The sequence below is a fragment of the Bacillus sp. FJAT-26390 genome, assembly GCF_001682865.1.
Taxonomy (GTDB): Bacteria; Bacillota; Bacilli; order Paenibacillales; family Paenibacillaceae; genus Pristimantibacillus.
In genome coordinates this window covers 483359-501426 of the sequence record NZ_MAQX01000022.1, presented here as the reverse complement: position 1 = coordinate 501426, position 18068 = coordinate 483359, and the positions used below count along the sequence as shown (strand labels likewise).

The 18068-nt window shown below is 49.9% G+C and carries 13 protein-coding genes; all 13 read right to left on the bottom strand.

The features are described from left to right. Positions 1–7: 7 nt before the first annotated feature. Positions 8–2230, bottom strand: a complete 2223-nt coding sequence (locus A7975_RS19385) for a DUF5696 domain-containing protein (RefSeq protein WP_065386170.1) — start codon at positions 2228–2230, stop codon at positions 8–10. A gap of 32 nt (positions 2231–2262) precedes the next feature. Then, positions 2263–2895 (bottom strand): YIP1 family protein, encoded by a 633-nt coding sequence (locus A7975_RS19380; protein WP_065386169.1) that lies wholly within the window; start codon positions 2893–2895, stop codon positions 2263–2265. After that, entirely contained in the window at positions 2892–4358 is a 1467-nt protein-coding gene (locus A7975_RS19375; RefSeq protein ID WP_176707766.1) for a hypothetical protein, read from the bottom strand. The genes A7975_RS19380 and A7975_RS19375 overlap by 4 nt, the downstream gene beginning before the upstream one ends. A gap of 20 nt (positions 4359–4378) precedes the next feature. After that, positions 4379–5248 carry a carbohydrate ABC transporter permease gene (locus tag A7975_RS19370; protein WP_065386167.1) on the bottom strand — a complete coding sequence of 290 codons (870 nt, stop codon included), beginning with the start codon at positions 5246–5248 and terminating at the stop codon, positions 4379–4381. A 16-nt stretch (positions 5249–5264) separates the two neighbouring features. Then, the gene (locus tag A7975_RS19365) at positions 5265–6164 is read right to left on the bottom strand and encodes a carbohydrate ABC transporter permease (protein WP_053374880.1); all 900 of its coding nucleotides are present in this window, start codon (positions 6162–6164) and stop codon (positions 5265–5267) included. Next, entirely contained in the window at positions 6161–9001 is a 2841-nt protein-coding gene (locus A7975_RS19360) for an extracellular solute-binding protein (RefSeq protein ID WP_082198304.1), read from the bottom strand. The genes A7975_RS19365 and A7975_RS19360 overlap by 4 nt, the downstream gene beginning before the upstream one ends. Positions 9002–9218: 217 nt before the next feature. Beyond that, positions 9219–10031, bottom strand: a complete 813-nt coding sequence (locus A7975_RS19355) for a permease prefix domain 1-containing protein (protein WP_053374878.1) — start codon at positions 10029–10031, stop codon at positions 9219–9221. Between the two features lies 1 nt (position 10032). Next, positions 10033–10368, bottom strand: a complete 336-nt coding sequence (locus tag A7975_RS19350; RefSeq protein WP_053374877.1) for a PadR family transcriptional regulator — start codon at positions 10366–10368, stop codon at positions 10033–10035. A gap of 103 nt (positions 10369–10471) precedes the next feature. Further along, positions 10472–12289, bottom strand: coding sequence for an ABC transporter permease (locus A7975_RS19345; protein ID WP_065386166.1), 1818 nt, complete (start codon positions 12287–12289; stop codon positions 10472–10474). Positions 12290–12298: 9 nt separating this feature from the next. Continuing rightward, positions 12299–13105, bottom strand: coding sequence for an ABC transporter ATP-binding protein (locus A7975_RS19340; protein WP_065386165.1), 807 nt, complete (start codon positions 13103–13105; stop codon positions 12299–12301). A gap of 186 nt (positions 13106–13291) precedes the next feature. Continuing rightward, on the bottom strand, positions 13292–14902 hold the full coding sequence (locus A7975_RS19335) for a response regulator transcription factor (protein ID WP_065386164.1): 1611 nt from the start codon (positions 14900–14902) through the stop codon (positions 13292–13294). Between the two features lie 5 nt (positions 14903–14907). Further along, entirely contained in the window at positions 14908–16692 is a 1785-nt protein-coding gene (locus A7975_RS19330) for a cache domain-containing sensor histidine kinase (RefSeq protein ID WP_065386163.1), read from the bottom strand. A gap of 28 nt (positions 16693–16720) precedes the next feature. Then, a complete protein-coding gene (locus A7975_RS19325; protein ID WP_065386162.1) occupies positions 16721–18061 on the bottom strand; it encodes an ABC transporter substrate-binding protein in 1341 nt (446 codons plus the stop codon). Between the last annotated feature and the right edge of the window lie 7 nt (positions 18062–18068).

Sequence of the window (18068 nt, the reverse complement as noted above, 5' to 3'; positions counted from 1 at the left end):
TCACCCCCTATCGGATGAGATAGCTAAGCGCTGGAATCATGTCAGCGCCAACGGCAGCCTTCTCATTGTTGTAATTGACGACGGCTGTTTTGCCGCTTGCAAACGTGGTACGGAAAACGCCATCCTGCAGCTTCTCATGGTTCGTAATCGCTTGGCCTGCCAGCTCGCCAAGCGCTTCGTTCAATTGCTCGTATTGCCCCTTCATATCCTCATAAAGCAAATTAAAATCGACGCTATACAGTGAATCGTATTCCGTCCCTAGCAATCTCGCGGAATCGTTTGCGATAAACTTAAAGGCAGGGAACGTGCCGGTTTCGATCAGCTTCAGCAGGTAGCGCCGCGGCATGCTTGATAGATTGATAGGCTCGCTGTAAGCAGGCAGCAGCCCGCTCAGCGCTATGCTGTAGAACGGAACCTCTTCATCCTCCAAGTCGAAGCCGCTTGCAAACAGCGGCACGTCCGACAAGCTTTGCGCATATGGGAACGAATACGCATTCGGTTGTTCGAACAGCAAGCCGTCCAGATTGCTTTGCGCCTTCCGAAGCCCGTTTTCCCAAGTGCTGCCGGTTACGTTCTTCGGCTGGCTGTCCCGCCGGAAATCCGAGTAGATCATCGAGCCCACCGTTTGCAGCGAAGCATGCTTTAGGCCCCCGTTGGCCGCAGCAGCGGTAAATCGGTCAAGCGCTTCATTTACTGCTGCTGGCTTCAGCAGGTACCAATGCTTCAAATTCTTGTTTTTGGTTTGATCGCTCAAGCGGTAATCATACTTCAGCACTGGAGCGCGGCTGATGCCTTTGGCGGCATCCCAAAACTTGCTGAAGCCGTTGCCGCCTTCATATAATTTGACGGGATCGACAACCGGATAGAAAGCGATCCCCTTCGAATCGAGCTCCTTCGCGAGCTTCTTGAAGCCCTTATTTCCGCCAAGCTTTCCTTCCGCAGCAAGCGATACCGGCACTTCGTCCTTGGTGCCGCCCGCAGCCCAGCCCTCCATCCGAATGGTTAGATTCACGATGCCGTCCTTTTGCAGACGATCAGCAGCATGCCCTGCGTCCTTGAAGGAGGTTAGCGCCTCGACCGTGTTGTACGGAATGCCTAGAAACGTTCCCTTCTTCTTCACGCCCCCGATAAAGTCAACGAGCAGAGGAAGCTGCTTCCCGCCTGCTGCGGCTTGTGCCGCTATAGGCTTGACGCCAAGCTCCGTCTGCAAGTAGCTGCGATACTTGGCTGCCATCCCGGCGTAATCAGCGTCCTCGCCGTTTAGGAAGTAATACTTGACCTCGTAATTTACGCCGCCCGTCATCGACTGCGAGGAACGGGTCACTTGCTTCTCATTCAACGTTCCTTCCAGCAGCAGATTCGTTTCGAACTCGAGCAGATTCAAATAGCTGAACACGTTGTTATACGTATTGTTTTTGCCGCTAACCTCGGCTGCAATGCCCGCTTGGTAAGCGCCATTATGAATGACCGCGACAAAGGCCGAGTCATCCTTCCTCATGCCGAACACCGGCAGCCTGATCGCTTCCTTCGAATCCGTTTTGCTTGGATAATCAAGCGACTGGTCGCCGCCGTAAACTCTCTCGTTATAGCTTTTGTAGCTGCTTTTGCTATTGTTGAAGTTAATTAATGCGCCGCTGCCATCGGGCACGAACAGATAACCTTCGTTCGCGCTGCCCGCTGCCCCAAAAAACGGCAGCAAACTAATATTAACCAGCTTGTATTTGCCCTGCTGCTTAATGCCTTCCGTTACAATAGTCGCCGACAAGGCATCTCCGCTAAGCGTGTATCTTACCGGCACCGTAAAGCCTCCTTTCGGAAACGAGTAGGTCACTTCAACTCCGTTTGGGACCTTGTTCCATCCGGGCTGTTTTTCCTTAACGCTTCCCGTGAAGCTGTTGAGCTGAAACGGTTTATTTTGGTCATCCACGTAATCGAGCAGCAGCTGAGCTGCTAGATCCATTTTTTTGGCGCCCTTGGCAACCTTATCGGCTTCACGATCGGCCGGATTGCTCGTCCAGACCGCTCCTGACGCTGTATCCGTCACGATGATCTCTGCTGTGGCGGGCTTATAATCGAGCGTAAGCCTGCCGGTATCCGCTGCGCGTACCGCTTCGCCTCCTTGTGCTGGCTTTACCGCCCTGCCCGCCGCAAAATTAGCTTCAATTCCCCCCGCAGCACTCATAATAAGCAGCATTGCCGCCATGACTGCTGTCCATATTCGTAATTTCATGCTGCCTTCTCCTTTCTGATCCACGTTCTGCCTCATAAGCGGAACAGCATTTCGTTGTATACCGTATAGATAAACACGTACACCTGCTGGAACAGCGTATAAAACAGCACTGCCAGGAAGATGGCAACACCCATCGCCGCAAAAGTCAGGGCAACCGACTGGAGCGTCTTAACTGCCCCGTAATCATGAATGGTCAGCAGGCCGATAAACATCAGCACCGCGCTCCACGCCATCGCCACTGTCGTTAAATAGCCAAGAAACATACCCTCTTCTTGGACGAGCACCTTACTGAGGAGCGTTGATACGATTACCGCTGCCACATAAGGAATGATCGCGTATGCGCTGACGATTGCAATTTGCCTTGCTTTGCCCTCGCCGTCCATCCATGTCGCCACAGCCCAATTGCCGGCTACCCATAGCGCATACAGCACAACTGTTTTTGCAGCAATCAGCCATACGTTTAAAGCGCTCAAATCAACAAGGTTAAAGGTATAACCCGTGCTCTGCCGCTTGAAGACCGAGGCGATGAAAAAAACGAGAACAATGAAGCCCGAAGCGAGCAGCGAGCCCTTGCCCTCCTCCTTAACGGAGTAAAAGCTGTCAAAAGGATGCAGCAGCGAGCTGAGGGGATTTAGTCTCTTCGAGTTAACAAGCGCAGCGATCATCGGCTAACCTCCCTTCGTCTCTTTCTCCTTGTATTTCTAAGCAGCTTATAGCCGTAAAACACAACGATCGCACTTATAAAAATCGTCATGATGATCGGCAGATTCTCGCGTACAGCCTGCATCCTGATTTGTCCAAACGTATCCGAGTAGCCGGATCGGTCCGTTCCTTGCCGGTAATAGGACAGGGCAGCATCATAGTTCCCTTCCTTCTCAAGCGCTTTGGCAATCCCTATATAGGCGATGCTGTTATTCGCATTTCGCTTGGCAACGGACTGCCAGATCACAGCCGCTTCCTCATAGAGCCCTTGGTTATACAGCACAGTCGCTTTTCGCACGAGAGAGCCATATTCCGAGAGCGAGAACCTCGTTACATTGCGCTTTGCCGTATCGAGAACAAGTACCTCGCCCTTCCAATAAGCGACAGCCGAGGGCTGTAGAAAGGTTCCCTTCTGATTGCCGAGCGAGCCGAATACCGCAATCGAATTGCCTTCGGAATCGTATTCGAATACGCGTCCTCTCGTCCGGTCCAGTCCGGCAATAAAGCCGTCCGCATCTACGCTTAAATCAACGAATGACGTATCCTGCTTCACTCCTTGCTTGAAGGAAAACTCCTTATCGCCAAAATCGCTGCCGTTTTGGCTCATCAGAACGTTGTTGCCAAGCGGGTTCAGCTTCTTTATTTCTTCCCGCGAATTTTTGGATATGATCGTCGTCGTGTAAATGAAATTGTCATCCCCGATATCGAGGTTCGAATACTCGATAGGCAGCAGCTTCATCATTGCCGAGCGCTGCTCCTTAGACAGCAGGTTTTTCCAAAAGGTCTCGAGCACGACGGCTGGCGTGACCTCCACCTTGTTGCTGCCGTAATAGCCCGTAAATTCCCCCTCGCTGCTAAACTGCATGAGACCGAAGAACTGCCCTTCCGACAGTACATAAATGCGCCCTGCTTGATCGGCAGCCACCTTCGTCGGCTTAAATTTAAAGCCCTCCGGGATAAGCGGATCGGTGGGCTTCTCAATGACAAGCTGCACCTTCTTGTCCGCGCCAACGCGCAATATCCGGCCGTTATCCCTATCCGCGATATACATCGTCCCGTCATCTGCAACAAACAGCCCCATCGGTGAGGCAAGCGATATTTCTTTGCCGCCCAAGTCCAGCTTGTCGATGATATCAACCGTCTCAAACCGTTCATTCAGCTTCACGATCCGTTTATTTCCGGTATCCGCGATGTAAATTTGGTTGCTTTTGTCCACGAACAGATCCTGGGGCTCGCTGAATGCTCCGGCCCCTACCTCGATTCCCGAATACATGCGTTCGGGCAAATAACTGGCGGGAGCCGCCTTTGATGCATCCCATTCGTCATATACATAAGATTGGTAAGGCGCCTCCGCCTCTACCGTTAGCGGCGCTGCGGCCAAAATCGGGAGAAGCAGCGCGGCAGCCAGCACAAGTTTGATTTTCATGGCTTCACTTTTAACCTCCATCATTTGATCCCAGCGAAGGTCATCGTCTCTACGACCTTCCGTTGCAGCAATATAAATACGATAATGGGAGGAATCATGAGAATGACTGCTGCGGCAGCTCCGGCTCCCATTCTGGCGATAGGATCGCCTGTAACGATTTGCTCAAGCGCCATTCGGAACACCTTGAGCGACTCGTCAAAAATAAGCTCCTTCGGCGCATAGTTCCAAAGATTAATAAACTGGAAGATGACGACCGTCATGATGGCAGGTGTAGAATTCGGCCAGATGATGGAGAAAAACGTTCGAAATTCACTTGCCCCGTCGATGCGCGCCGCCTCCAAAATCGCGTCAGGCAGCTGCTCGATGAACTGCTTCATGAGGAACAGCCCAAGCGAAGCACCGATCCAAGGCAGAATCAATGCCACATAGGTGTTTACGATGCCAAGCTGCGACATCAGCACGAACTGCGGAATGAACGTCACCTGCGGGACGAACATCAGCGCCATTACAATGATGGAGAACAAAATGTTTTTTCCCGGAAACTTATGCTTCGCAAGCGGATAAGCCGCCATCGCGGCGAACACCACATGCAGTGCCGTGCCAACAACCGAGATAAAAGCGGTATTAAAAATGTACCGGGACAGCGGCACCCACATATTGGATGCCAGCTGGAATAAATCCGTAAAGTTATTGAATGTCGGCCTCATGACGATCAGACGAGGCGGAAACTGCAGCAGCTCGTCAATCGGCTTCAGCGACGTAATAACGGCGAAGATGAACGGAAACGCGGAGAAAACACCGAGAAGCGCCACGAATCCGAATATCGCGATGTTGCCGGCAAGCGAGCGCCTTGCTTTCGTGCCGGATTTTTTGGTAGTTATCGTGAACATGGATGTCCTCCTGCGATCAAATTCCGACCTTCTGCAAAATTTTCGTTACGAGCCGGTTCGTAAATACCATCATGAAAAATAAGACGACCGCCATCGCGGATGCATAACCCATCTCATAACGGATGCTGCCGTAATCCATAATGTGGGTGACTAGCGTCTCGCCTGCATACTCCGTACTTGGAAACCCTGCAAGCTGGATCGAGACATCGGAGACGCTAAACGAGATGACGATTTGCATAACCGCTCCAAAAATCAGCTGCGGAATCATCGATGGCAGCGTAATGTACCATAGCTCCTGGAACCGATTTTTAATGCCGTCCATGACACCCGCTTCATACAGGCTGCGGTCTACCGTTTGCAAACCGGCCACGAAGGCAAGGAAGCTTATGCCTAAGCTCATCCAAAGCTGAACGACGATTAAAATGAGCAAAATATACTCCTTATCGAGCAGCCATGCGATGGGATCGCTTATGATCCCAAGCCCCATCAGCATGCCGTTCAAATAGCCGTAAGCATCCGGGCTGAAAAGGAGCCGCCACATCGGGAATACCGATATCCCAATGATGGTCGGGATATAAAATACCGTCGTCGCGATAGAACGCAGCGTCTTCGATAAATCATTGATCATCCAAGCGACCAGAAAGCTAAGCAGATAGCTTAGCGGCCCGGTTACGAAGGCGAAGAATAAGGTATTCTTGACCGCGACGATAAAGATGTCGTCATCCAGAAACAGCCGGATGAAGTTATACCAGCCGATGAAGCGCGGCGGCTCGATCATATTGTAGTAGGTAAAGCCCAGCACGATCGATAGAACGACGGGCAGTATGGTGAAGAGCAGAAAGAAAATCATGTACGGCGTCATGAGCAGATAACTTTCCTTGTGTCTGCCGATCGTTTGGATTATTGATCTTTTCATTGCTCCACCCCGAATTCATACCTTTTTCGTTTAATTTCTTCATTGATGCCCTTATTCCAATAGAAAAGGCTCTCCCTCGCATTGCCCATTTGGAACACGACCTCGCGGAAGGCATTATCGATGTTTCTTGACGTATAATAGCCGCCCGGAAGCTCAGGAATTTCGTTGACCTGCTCCCATTGCTCGGTTAGCTTGGCCTGCTCGGCGCGGCTCCAATTGGTTGATTCGAACGAAATCAGATTGGCTGGCACTCTTCGGCCCAGCATGCCCATCTCGTTTTCCAATTCACTGGCGAACTGGCTTTGGATCTCCGGCTGGTTGAACCATTTCATGAACGCCCATGCATCATCCTTGTTTTTGGCGTCCTTCAAAATGATTGAAGCCGTACCCGTCGCTCCGGTTGAACGGTCAATCGTCCCGTCCGCACGTTTCATTCCCGGAATCGGAACCATATCCCATGTGCCGGTTATTTCGGGCGCCGCTGCCGCTAAGCGGGTATACAGCTTATAGGTCGAGACGACAATCGGCATCTCGCCTGTACGGAACCGGTTAAAGTCATCCTTATAGAGCGGATAATCGTAAAGGTTGTAAAAATCCGTCCACTGTTTGAAAGCGGTGAATGCCTGCGGCTCGTCAAAGCGTGTTCCGTCTTCCTTCGCATTGTAGATGCCGCTGCCGCTCTGCATGAGAAGCGTCGGGAACAGATTAAGCGAGCCGATCCCTTTGGTCAGCAGCTGGAAGGCATCCAAGTTCTCGTACGGCAAGCCGATTTGCATATTGTTGTTTTGCAGCACGGGAGCGATCTTAAGCAGCTCCTCCCAAGTTTGCGGCGGGTCGATGCCAAGCTCCTTCAAGACATCCTTCCGGTAAAACAGCATAAAAAATTCCTGATCATCCGGGATGGCGAAGGTGCTGCCCTTGTATTGGTACGGAATGAATGCCGTTTCCATGTATTCCTTCTTCATCGAAGCAAATTCGCTGAATCGATCAAGGGGAGTCAGCGCTCCGCGTACAGCAAGGTTCATCGTATCGCCGCGGCTCGTAAACAGATTGACATCCGGCCCTTCTCCCGCCATTACAGCAGTTACAAGGGAGGTGCCAACCAGATTCAAATTGACGCTAATGCCCGTTTTGGGAATGAAAGACTCATCAATTAGCCGCTTCAATACAAAAGCTTGGTCGCGGCCAAGCCCCGTCCACACTTGAATGGAGCGATTCGCGTCCTCGCTTCCTTCCATGGAATCGTAATTTTGCAGGAACGAGCCTGCGAACGCTCGAACCTCATGCACGCTCTGCGCTAGAAGTCCGGCTTCCGCTTGCGGCCGCTGCTTCTCCTGCGAGGCAATATACAAATAATCAAGCTCAAGCGGCTGCTTCATGGCGCTTAGCATCCAATCGGCTAGCGCCGTTATGTTTGTTTTATAATTTTCCAAACGCTTCGGTATTTGGTCCGGCCGGTCGATGAAGCCATCCAGCTGGAGCGCAAGCAGCTTTAACGTACGGGAGCCGGCATTCGCTTGCCCCGACAATTGGTTGAGACTGATTGCTTCTTCTTTCATTTGTGCGGACAGCTTTTGGAACTGCCCGATCAAACCCGGCACGCTTTTGTCGATTTCATAATCGCGGTAGATATCAGGCTTGACGCCTGTAATCATCACGATTTTGCGGTAAAGCTGATTAAGGTCATATACCATTTGCCGGATACCCTGCGCGGCAGGCGCCAAGTCGCCAAGCGTAACCTCCAGCTTCAGCTCATGCTCGCCCTTCGTCAGATAAAAGAGGAACGGCTCGCCAGTCTCTTCTCCCAGCTCCTTAATGTCCCATTTCAGTTCATAGGGAAAACGAACGGCGTACAGCTCCCGAAACGGCACGGTGCCGTCCAGCTCAATCTTCCTGGAGACGAAGGAGCCCTTCACCTCGTTCTGATGATAACGGACGCCGATTTTGTAATATCCATCCGCCGGCGCTTCGAATTTATAGCTGATCCATTGGCCGGGGGCATCCCAGTTGCTGCCGCCGATCGTATTGATTCGAAGCTTCGTCGGGCTGTAGGGCATCGTTAACGGCGATGTTCGGTCCGTCGTCGGGAACAATCCCGATGCCGACTTGGCGTATGCGTGCTCCGCTTGAACCGTAACGAAGGTTTTGCCGCTTCCATTCGAAGCATTAGCTGCCTGCGATGCTTTGTACTCCGCATAGCTTGGCGCATTCGTTGCCTTCGTCAGCTGGAGGTAATCCACAGCGGCGCTCTCCCTCACATTTTCAAGCCGGATAACGTGCTCTCCCTTCTTAAGCGAGAGTCGCAAAGGCCCATCTTCCAGCTCGCCTGCGGCAGCCACTTTAGCGCTTAGCCAAACCGCTCCTTCAAGCTGCTTCGGACGAAGCTCGTTTCCGCCGCTTCTCTTAAGCGCACCCGGCTCATCATAGAACAGTCGGTTCAGCTCAAAAGGCGCATACGGATCAGAGATCGCTTTGCCGTCGACATAAAGCATAAACTCGATCGGCTGCCCATTTCCTTTGAGCGGATAATAGCCGAGGGATAGCTCATAATCGGCTTCATCCGCCACATGAACCGTCCATTCAAGCGTATCGCCTTCATTCCACTGGGCGATCTGCTCTCGTCCCTTCCACTCTGGCATAACAACCGCGCTCGCATGCGCGTCATTCATGCTGCCCGCACCAAGCAGAATGCCATCTGTCGGACGCTTGGCATCCGTAAGCTTGTATGCTGTTGCGCTAGCGGCCTCTTCCTCGGAATAGGAGAACACTGCCGCCGCGCCTATCATTACAATGAGTAGCAAGCACATCACGTTGTAAAAGATCCAATTTTTATTCACGGCCAACCCCCGAATTCGTTTTTTCCGCTCTCCCGCCCTGATCGAACAGGGTGAAAGCTCTTTGAATTTCTGCTGCACGACCACTATATCAAAAACAAATCGGCACTAATTTCACTATGCTCGGGTTTGTACTTTCAAAGTTTTTGGTGCAGACATAAAAAAAAAGGATAACCCCCAAGTGCTTGAGGATCATCCTTATATGAATAAATGAGCTTTGTTAATTATGATTCGCTCTTCTGCCAACTAAAAAATAAGCCAAATATCCGAGCACATTCATGAGCGCAAAAGCAATGATCCAGCCAACGTTCAGACGCCGATGGTGGTAAGCGTTGATGATAGCCCAAATCGTAAATAAAACCGCGTAAATCGTTATGCCTGCTGTTAACAGGTAACCGACTAATGTAGCTAGATTTTTGGATTCCAAATGGATAAACCATTGGTCGCCGTGCGCATAGTAGAAATCCATTACGGAGGACGGCCTTTTTTCTCTTTCGTATTGATAGAACGGCTTCGCATTATGATTGAAATAGGATATGCTGCCCTCTGCCGTTTCCGTCTTAACATCATCCGTCTTATAAAGGCGTATATTTGTAATTTGTTTTGCATCTCTTACCAAAGCGATTAAACCCTTTTCCGACTCTTCTGTATACAAGGAATGTTTATCAAGAAATTCGTATATCGAGCCCGCGATTGCACTATTTTCCTCTCTATTGCCTACTTCAGCCTTCCATATCAAGCCAGAAGCCACCAGACTAATAAGTAGAAACGCAAATGCGATATACAGCACCCTTTTGGCAAAAATTTTCTGTGCCTTAAATAATAGGCTGACAACCGCACGCATCTCCTTTTCCCCGCCAAACCGTTCGATCGCAATCTCTATCGCTTCCTGCTCTGATTTTCCTTCTATTTTCAATTCATGAACGGCCTCTAGCAAATGGCTTTTCATCTCTGCTTTTAGCTCTTGCATTTCTTGTTTATTCCCGCTTGCATTTTTATATACCGAGTCTACAAACAACTCAATTTGGCTCATCTTATTGTCCCCCTCCAATGAACGAATCCATCATTTTTTTTAGAAACTGCCATTCCAAACGCTTTTGTTCAAAGCCCTCTTCACCAAGCGGCGTAAGCTTATAATACTTCCGTCTTCCCCCGGGTCCCTGATCATCGCCCCAATAAGAAGTAATCCATTTATAGTTCTCCAAACGCTTTAGCGACAAATAAAGCGTGCCTTCTTTAAGCTCGAATTGGCTTTCGCTTTTCTCCCGAACGAGCTTCGCTAGTTCATAGCCGTACCGATCCTTGTTATGTAACAACGAGAGGATTAACGTATCGATATGGCCTTTTAATACCTCTTTATTGACTTCCATCCTTTTCACCTCCTAGTTATACCTTAAAATAGATTACTCTATAATGCAAGGTATTCATAAAATAAATAGCCTAGGCTTTGCGCCTAGGCTAAATTCATAGTCATTATTTTGCAGTCCTGACCCTTCCCGGCAGCACGATGTTCCGATAAAGTCTCACGGTCAACAAATAGTAAGCGGTATAAATTGCCGCAAAAAGCGCGATCGGAATCCAGATACGATAGTAAGGCTCAGCCAAAATAAATGAGAAGAGGTTCATCCCGACCAACACATGCAGCAGACCCGCGATCCCCGGGAATAGGAATACGAGAAACAGCTCGTGATAGATCGAGCGAGACAGCTTCTCCTTTCGCACTCCCAGCTTGCTGAGCATCTCGTAACGCTGAACATCTTTTGCTGCGCCTGATAATATTTTGAACATCAAGCAGCTTGCCATCATCGCGAGGAAAGCTATGCCAAGAAAGAAGCCCATGAACAGGGTTCCGGTCGCATTGCCAAGGGCGTACTGGTAATACTGGTATTTGCTCCATGACATGTAATCATCTTTGTGTTTATCGATGTTAAGCTGGTCCAGCGCTTCCCATGAGGAGCGGTTTTCCAGAAAATCGCCCGTCTTTCCGATAACGATAACCTTTTCGTTTGATTTAAGCTCCTGCAAGGATTGCTCATCGACTATTCGGTAGCTTAATTGCTGGTCCGGAGTAATCCGCGACAAAAAATCTTGCCACCCTTCGCTGTAAGGCGTCGTCGTATCGTCCGTACCTGTCGGAAGCCTATCTGTAATCCGCTTCAAAGGATCACCGTATTTCTGATTGCTCGTCAAATTTGCAAATGGACGGTGGCTCTCGAGATCTTCTTTGGCAAAGTAGATTAGCTCATTCTCGATTTTATAGCGGTATTCTAATCGCTCCGTGAACGAAATTTTTGCAAGCACAGCCTCCTCCTCGGCTGATGGATCATGCACGATCGCATCATATACGCTGTAGCTCTCGCCCTTAATCTTGGCATCGTTTACGAAAGCCATTCCTCCGGAAATTGCGCCTGCGCCAAGCGCGATCAGCATGGCGACTGTCGCAAGCAGCTTCGTTAGGCCGTTGATTCGGAAGGATAGCTGCCCGTAAGTAAATGCCTTTATTCCGCGCGTGTTGTTGCTCTTTTTCCATTTCGCAACAAGGGGAGGGAGCAGCGTCATGAACAGCAGGTAGGTGCCAAGCGGCGTCATGACTGTCGCGGTGTACAGACCAATTTCCCGCAGCTGTTCCATAAAGGTCAGAGAAAAATAGCCAAGCCCCAGGGCGATGACTCCTACAATAGCAAGCAGCACCTTCCAAAAGCTGCTCCGCCACATCCGATCTGCTTGAACGCTGCCATGGACAAGCTGCAGCACCTGCAATCTTGCCAGCTTCAGCTGGTTCCATACCGCGGACAGACCAAACAAAATAACGAAAAACAATGCCGTAAACAAAATAGCCGGCATGTATACCGCGTGATAGCCGGATAAGTTCGCGTTCAGCTGCTTGGCAATCAATTGCCCGACAAGCGCCGATAACCCGAACCCTAGCGCAAGCCCCGCTGCGAGCGAGATAAGGCCAAGCGCGATCGTCTCGATAAACATGAGCGAGCGTATTTTGCTTTTTCTCGCGCCCAGCACCAAATAAAGGCCGAACTCACGCTGGCGCAGCGAGAGCAAAAATCCGTTTGCATAAAGAATGTAAAAAAACGTAATCGACGAGAGCAGCACCGAGCCTAAAATATAGACGAGCTGTATCGAATTAATAACGGCGTTCTCCTCGGTGAAGCTGCGATTCCATGCCATCGTCTGAAACATATAAAAGATAGAAATCGACATAACGAGCCCTGCGAGCAGCACGACATAATCCTTGTATTTGCTTTTCATGCCGGATAAAGCTAATTTCATTAACATGACGTCATCTCACTGCCTTCCAGTTCCATGCCACTGCACCGCTGCAGCTGCAGCAGCCGACGCCCCATAATCGCCGAGCATGTCTAGTATTTGCTTATAAAAGGATTCCCGGCTGCCCGTGCGGTGAAGCTCCTTCACCAGCTCTCCATCTTGAATGAACAGAATTCTGCGGCAGTAGCTGGCGCTGAACGCATCATGCGTCACCATAAGAATCGAAATTTGCTGCTCCTCGTTAAGCCTTTTCATCGTCTCCAGCAGGCTGACTGCATTTTTCAAATCGAGCGCTCCGGTTGGCTCGTCGCCGAGCAGCAGCGCTGGTTCATGGACGATCGCGCGTCCCGCCGCCGTTCTCTGCCTTTGTCCCCCGGAGATCATCGCCGGGTATTGCTCCGCAAGTGCAGAGATGCCAAGATTGTCCATCACCTGCTGGACTCTGCCGCGAATCTCGCTTGCCGGTACGTTCTGCAAGGACAGCGGCAGCGCAATATTTTCGAAGACCGTCAAATTGTCCAGCAAATTAAAATCTTGAAAAATAAATCCTAAACGCTGCGCCCGAAAGTCGGACAGCTCATGGGCTTTCATCCGCGTAATATCGGTGCCGGCAATGGAAATGGTTCCCTCCGACGGGTTATCGAGCGTTGAGATGACGTTCAGCAGCGTCGTTTTGCCTGAACCGGACGCCCCCATAATGCCGATGAATTCTCCTTCCTGCATGGTGAAAGAAATATTATTCAAGGCATATACCTGATTCTCTTTCTTGTTTCCATATATTTTGGATATTTGCCTGATATCGATAACTGGCGCATTAGTCGTCATTGCTGCATCTCCTTCTGTCTCGGCGCTCATAGGCGCTATAATATTCAGTATAAGGAAGACGCCCAAATCAAACGTAATGTAACACTAAAGAAATCTTAAAGATTTCCTTAACATATGGAGAGTTTCTTTTTTATCGAAAAAAAAGACGACAGCATCTTTCGCTATCGCCCGTTTGCAGGGTTCTTCCTATTCATTTGGACGTTCCCGGTATTCCTTCGGGCTTTGTCCATAAAACTTTTTGAAAGAGGTGCTGAAATAGCTGGAGCTGGATATGCCAACCAGCATCGCAATATCCGTCAGCTTAAGATTGCTTTGCCGGAGCAGCTCGCCTGCCTTGTTCATCCGCAAGCTCGTCAAATATTCGCTGAACGTCACGCCGACATGCTGCTTGAACAAGCCTGACAAATACGTTTCGTTCAGATGGAACATCCCGGCGAGCGAGGTCAGCGTAAGCTCATAGGCGAAATTATCGTCCACATATTTTTGGATGGCCTTGACGATGGACTGTCCGCTTGAGCTGCGCGTTTTCAGCGCTTCCTTCATCACTAGACGGGCAAGCTCCTCCAGCTGCTCCAATACTTGCTCGCGCGAATGAAAATCGCCGATCGTCATTTGGCAATCCCACAGACGTTTTTGCAGCACCGTATCTCCCGCTTCATACTTTTTGGCGATCGAATGAAACAGGAGCAATATGCGCGATGCGATAAACGTAAAGGAAAACATCGGATAATCGGCGCCACGCGGGATCATACGCTCTATAAGAACGGAATAGGCTTTATAATCGCCATTCTCAACAGAAACGACTAGCTGTCTCTCCATTTCCGGCGAGAACGCTGCGATCAAATCCTTTACCTTCGGGTCACCCGCTCCACTTATGCCATGAATCGTGCTGCGGCTCCAAGAAAGCATGCTCGACGAGTAGCCGTTCTTGAATTGCTTCACGCCGCTGACCGACTCTCCGATTCCAACCACGGAATCGAGCCTCAAGTATTTCTGTATATTCGACTTGATTTGCCGAACAAACCGTTCCGTCAAATCGTGACCTGCGCCTGCATCCCCTGCCTCCACCAAAAAATGCATCATCGAAGGATGGCTGGCATCATAGAAAGGATGAACCCCGGTATAGGCATTCGCCGTTTCCCGGCATAACATCTGAAATGCCATATGCAGCAGATCGAGATGCTCTCGCTCGTCACCAAGCCTTCCCTGCGGCACTCGCATTTCCACGGCAACAAAGCGGACTTGTAGCCGCTCGTCAATGAAGGCTGACAATTTCAGCTGCTCCAATCTTTCCTTGATGACGAGAAGGCTGTAAAACTCCTCCTTCACAAGTCGAAGCAGCATCTGCTCCTGTAGGGAGAATAACTGCTGCTCCCTTTGAAGCTGCTCCGCTTTATGCAGCTGCTCATCGGTCTGCTCCAGGGCAATCTCCGCCGACAGCTTCTCGAGCAGAGCTGCCAGCTCTCTGCGCCCGACCGGCTTGAGCAAATAATCCTTCACGCCAGCTTGAATGGCTGCCTGCATGTAGGCGTAATCGGAATAGCCTGATAAGACGATGATTTTAAGCGACGGATACAATTGCTTGCAAGCCGTTATGAGTCCAATGCCATCCATTTGAGGCATGCGTATGTCTGTAATAAGTACATCTGGACGCTTATGCTTCTTCAATAGCTCCAGCGCTTCCACGCCGTTTGACGCTTCGGCTTCGATTTGATAGCCTGCGGCACTCCAATCCAGCTTCGCTTTTATGCTGCTGCGTACACCCGCTTCATCATCCACCAATAATATGCTGTACACATCGCTCACCCCTTAACCGCGGGAATAATGATTCGAATTTCCGTTCCTTCGCCACGTTTTGATTTAATGCTCACTTCAAGCTGTTCCCCATAATAAAGACGGCAGCGCGACAACACATTGCGAAGTCCGATGCTATCCCCGCCGCTGTTCAAAATATCGACTGAATCGGTATTGCTAAGCTCCCCCATCAAGTGGGCGATCAATTCAGAATCCATGCCGATCCCGTTATCCGCAACGGCGATGCGGAGCTTGTCCTGCTCCGTTTTGACGCGAAGCGATATATTCGCCACGCCGCTTTCCTCCAAGCTATATTTAACAGCATTCTCTACGATGGGCTGCAATATAAACTTCGCAATCAGCAGCTGGCTTGACGCCATATCCTCTTCGATCTCGACATGCAGCCGCTCCTCGTAACGAAGCTGAAGGATGAACAAATAATCGCGGATATAGTTCATCTCGTCCTTAACTTTAACTAGATCGCTATTTAAGTTCAGCGAGTAGCGCATCATTTGGCCAAGCGCTTCCGTCGCATCCATCAATACATCATTCTTTTTCATCGCTGCAAGGCCGCTAATAATTTCTAGCGTATTGTTAAAAAAATGCGGATTGATTTGCAGCAGCAGCGCTTTATATTCGGCGTTCTTTCGGCGCAAATTCGTCTCGAATTCCGTCTCGATGAGGTATCTTAGTCGAGTGGTCATATTCTCGAATATTCTCGTGACATAACCAACCTCGCTATGGCCGGTGCGGACATGGGGCATCATGCTGAATGCCTGCGCAAACTCCCCGCGTTCCACATGCTTCATCGCTCTGGCCATCGACGTAAGCGGCCTTGTAATGCCATAAGAGAACCAATAGGCAACAAAAATGATGAGCAGCAGCAAAATGACGCTAATAAACAGCATCGTGCGGCGGATTTGATCGATCTTGATGAATAGCTCTTTCTCAGGCACCTCTCCGATCACGTACCAATCCTGCTCTTCAAAATACCGATAAAACAATAAATAGCTGTCTTTATCATGCTTAATCGGAAACACGCCGTTCGTTGCCTCTCCCTGCGCCGCTTTAATTTCTGCTAGGCCAGCCGCCAATATCGAGACATTAGCCTCCGGCACCTGCTGATTAAGCACGCTGCTTCCATCCGAATCAAGCAGAAAAGCACGGCCTGTTTTTCCAAACCGAATTTTCTCAATCGCATCACGCAGCACGGAGGTCGGATAATTTATTTTCACGAACCCTGATTTTGTAAACGATTGCAATTGTACCAACGGCAGCATATAACTGTTAACTAATCTGGATTTCATAATCGTGTCCGCTTGATCGGGGTCCGAATGCGCCTTCGTCCAGCGCTCATCCTCCTTCACAAACCACTTATACCAATCCCGCTCCAAATATGTTCGATCCTGCGTCCATACGCCGCCTCCGAAGTCTGAGAAAACGCCGATTGAAATGCCGCTTGAATTGTTAATTGAATAGGAGGATACATATTCCATTAGCCTTTGCTTGGCGAGCAGACGCTCCTCTACCGTGCTATCCGGGCTCATTTGCGCGGTAATCCACTCCTGCGTCACGCGATTGCTCATCACTTGATTGCCGATTTCCTCAACCTGCGTCATCGACGTATTAAGATGCGAGCCAAATTGCTCGATCGTCTGAGAGGTCGAAGTCTCAATCGACTGCCGAATAAGCTTTGCCGATTCTTGGCTTAGCACGAGCACAAGGGTAATAAAAGGGACGATCAGCAGCAAAGAGAAAGCAGCCATCAGCCGACTTCTTAATGAGAAAAACACCGGGCAGCCTCCTCTCTAACTATCTTCATCATTTTGTTATAGCAATTGAATCGGCGTACGACTTGTCGATGGTGCTGATCGCAGACTGAATCGCCTCGTCCATATCCCGCTTCTCCAGCGCCACTTCCTCGAACAGATTTTTGATGGCCTCCGATACTTGCGGGAATACAGGCGTAATCGGCCTTGGCCTGCCATACTTTTGGTTTTGGATAACAAAAATATTTTTCGGATACTCATTCAGCTCCGTAAACTCCTTGGCGACAGAGTATCTCGCTGGAATATCATGCGTAATGCTCGTATAAATCTTCAAGCCCTCATAACTGGTCATCCAGTTTATGAACATCCAAGCTTCCTCCGGATGCTTGCTCTTTGCCGAGATGCCCAGTCCCCAGCTGCCATTGGCAACCGCTTGTCTGGTTCCCTTCGGCAGAGGTGCCACGTCAAAGTCTTCCCCTAGCTTGAAGTCCGGAAAGTTCTCAGCAATATGCGAAAGGGACCACGTGCCGTCGATTGTAATGCCTAGTTTGCGGTTAGGGAAAGCATCCACCGGATACTCAAATGACGCCACCTTATATTTCGTGAACAGGTCGGTATAGAAGGTCAGCGCCCGCTTCGTCTCAAGCGAGTCCAAATAACCTTTCGCTGACGTGCCTTCCGGATTCATCACTTCTCCCCCGAATTGCCAAATGATCGGGTATTTGAAGTAAGCGGTCGCGCCCGCGTTCTGAAAGCCCTGTGCGGGATCAATGCCGTAGATGCCATTAACCGGATCATTGATTTTCTTCGCTGCTTCAAGGACCTGATCCCATGTCCACGCTTCGTCCGGGTTTCTGGAAGGCAGAGTGATACCGGCAGCCTCAAACATTTTTTTATTGTAAAACATCGCTATCGATGATTCCGTTACGGGAGCCAAATAGATGTTTTGCCGGTACGTATAACCATCGATCGTCGTTTGCGGGATATCCTCGATATGACCATTACGATTAAAGTTGCCGGTTAACGGCAGCAGTGCCCCAGCTTCCGCGTAGGACGCTAGATTCGGCGCATCTATCGCCATAATGTCAGGCGGATTGCCCGCTGCTACCGAGGTTCTCAGCTTCGTATCGTAATCGCTGTACGGAAATGGCATCATTACTATCTTTATCGCCTTATGCTTCTCCATAAACGCGGCAATTAACTGATCATAAGCCATATTTTCAGCTTTGTTGCCGGAGTTTCTCCAAAAAGTAAGCGTTACCGGTTTTTCGATCGCGGCTTTCTCTAGCTGATTGTCATTTTCCGAAGGAGTACTGCCGCCTTTCATGCATCCTGCAATAAGCAGCATTCCTAACATAATCATCAAGCCGATTGGATATCTTTTCCTTCGCATGGCTGTG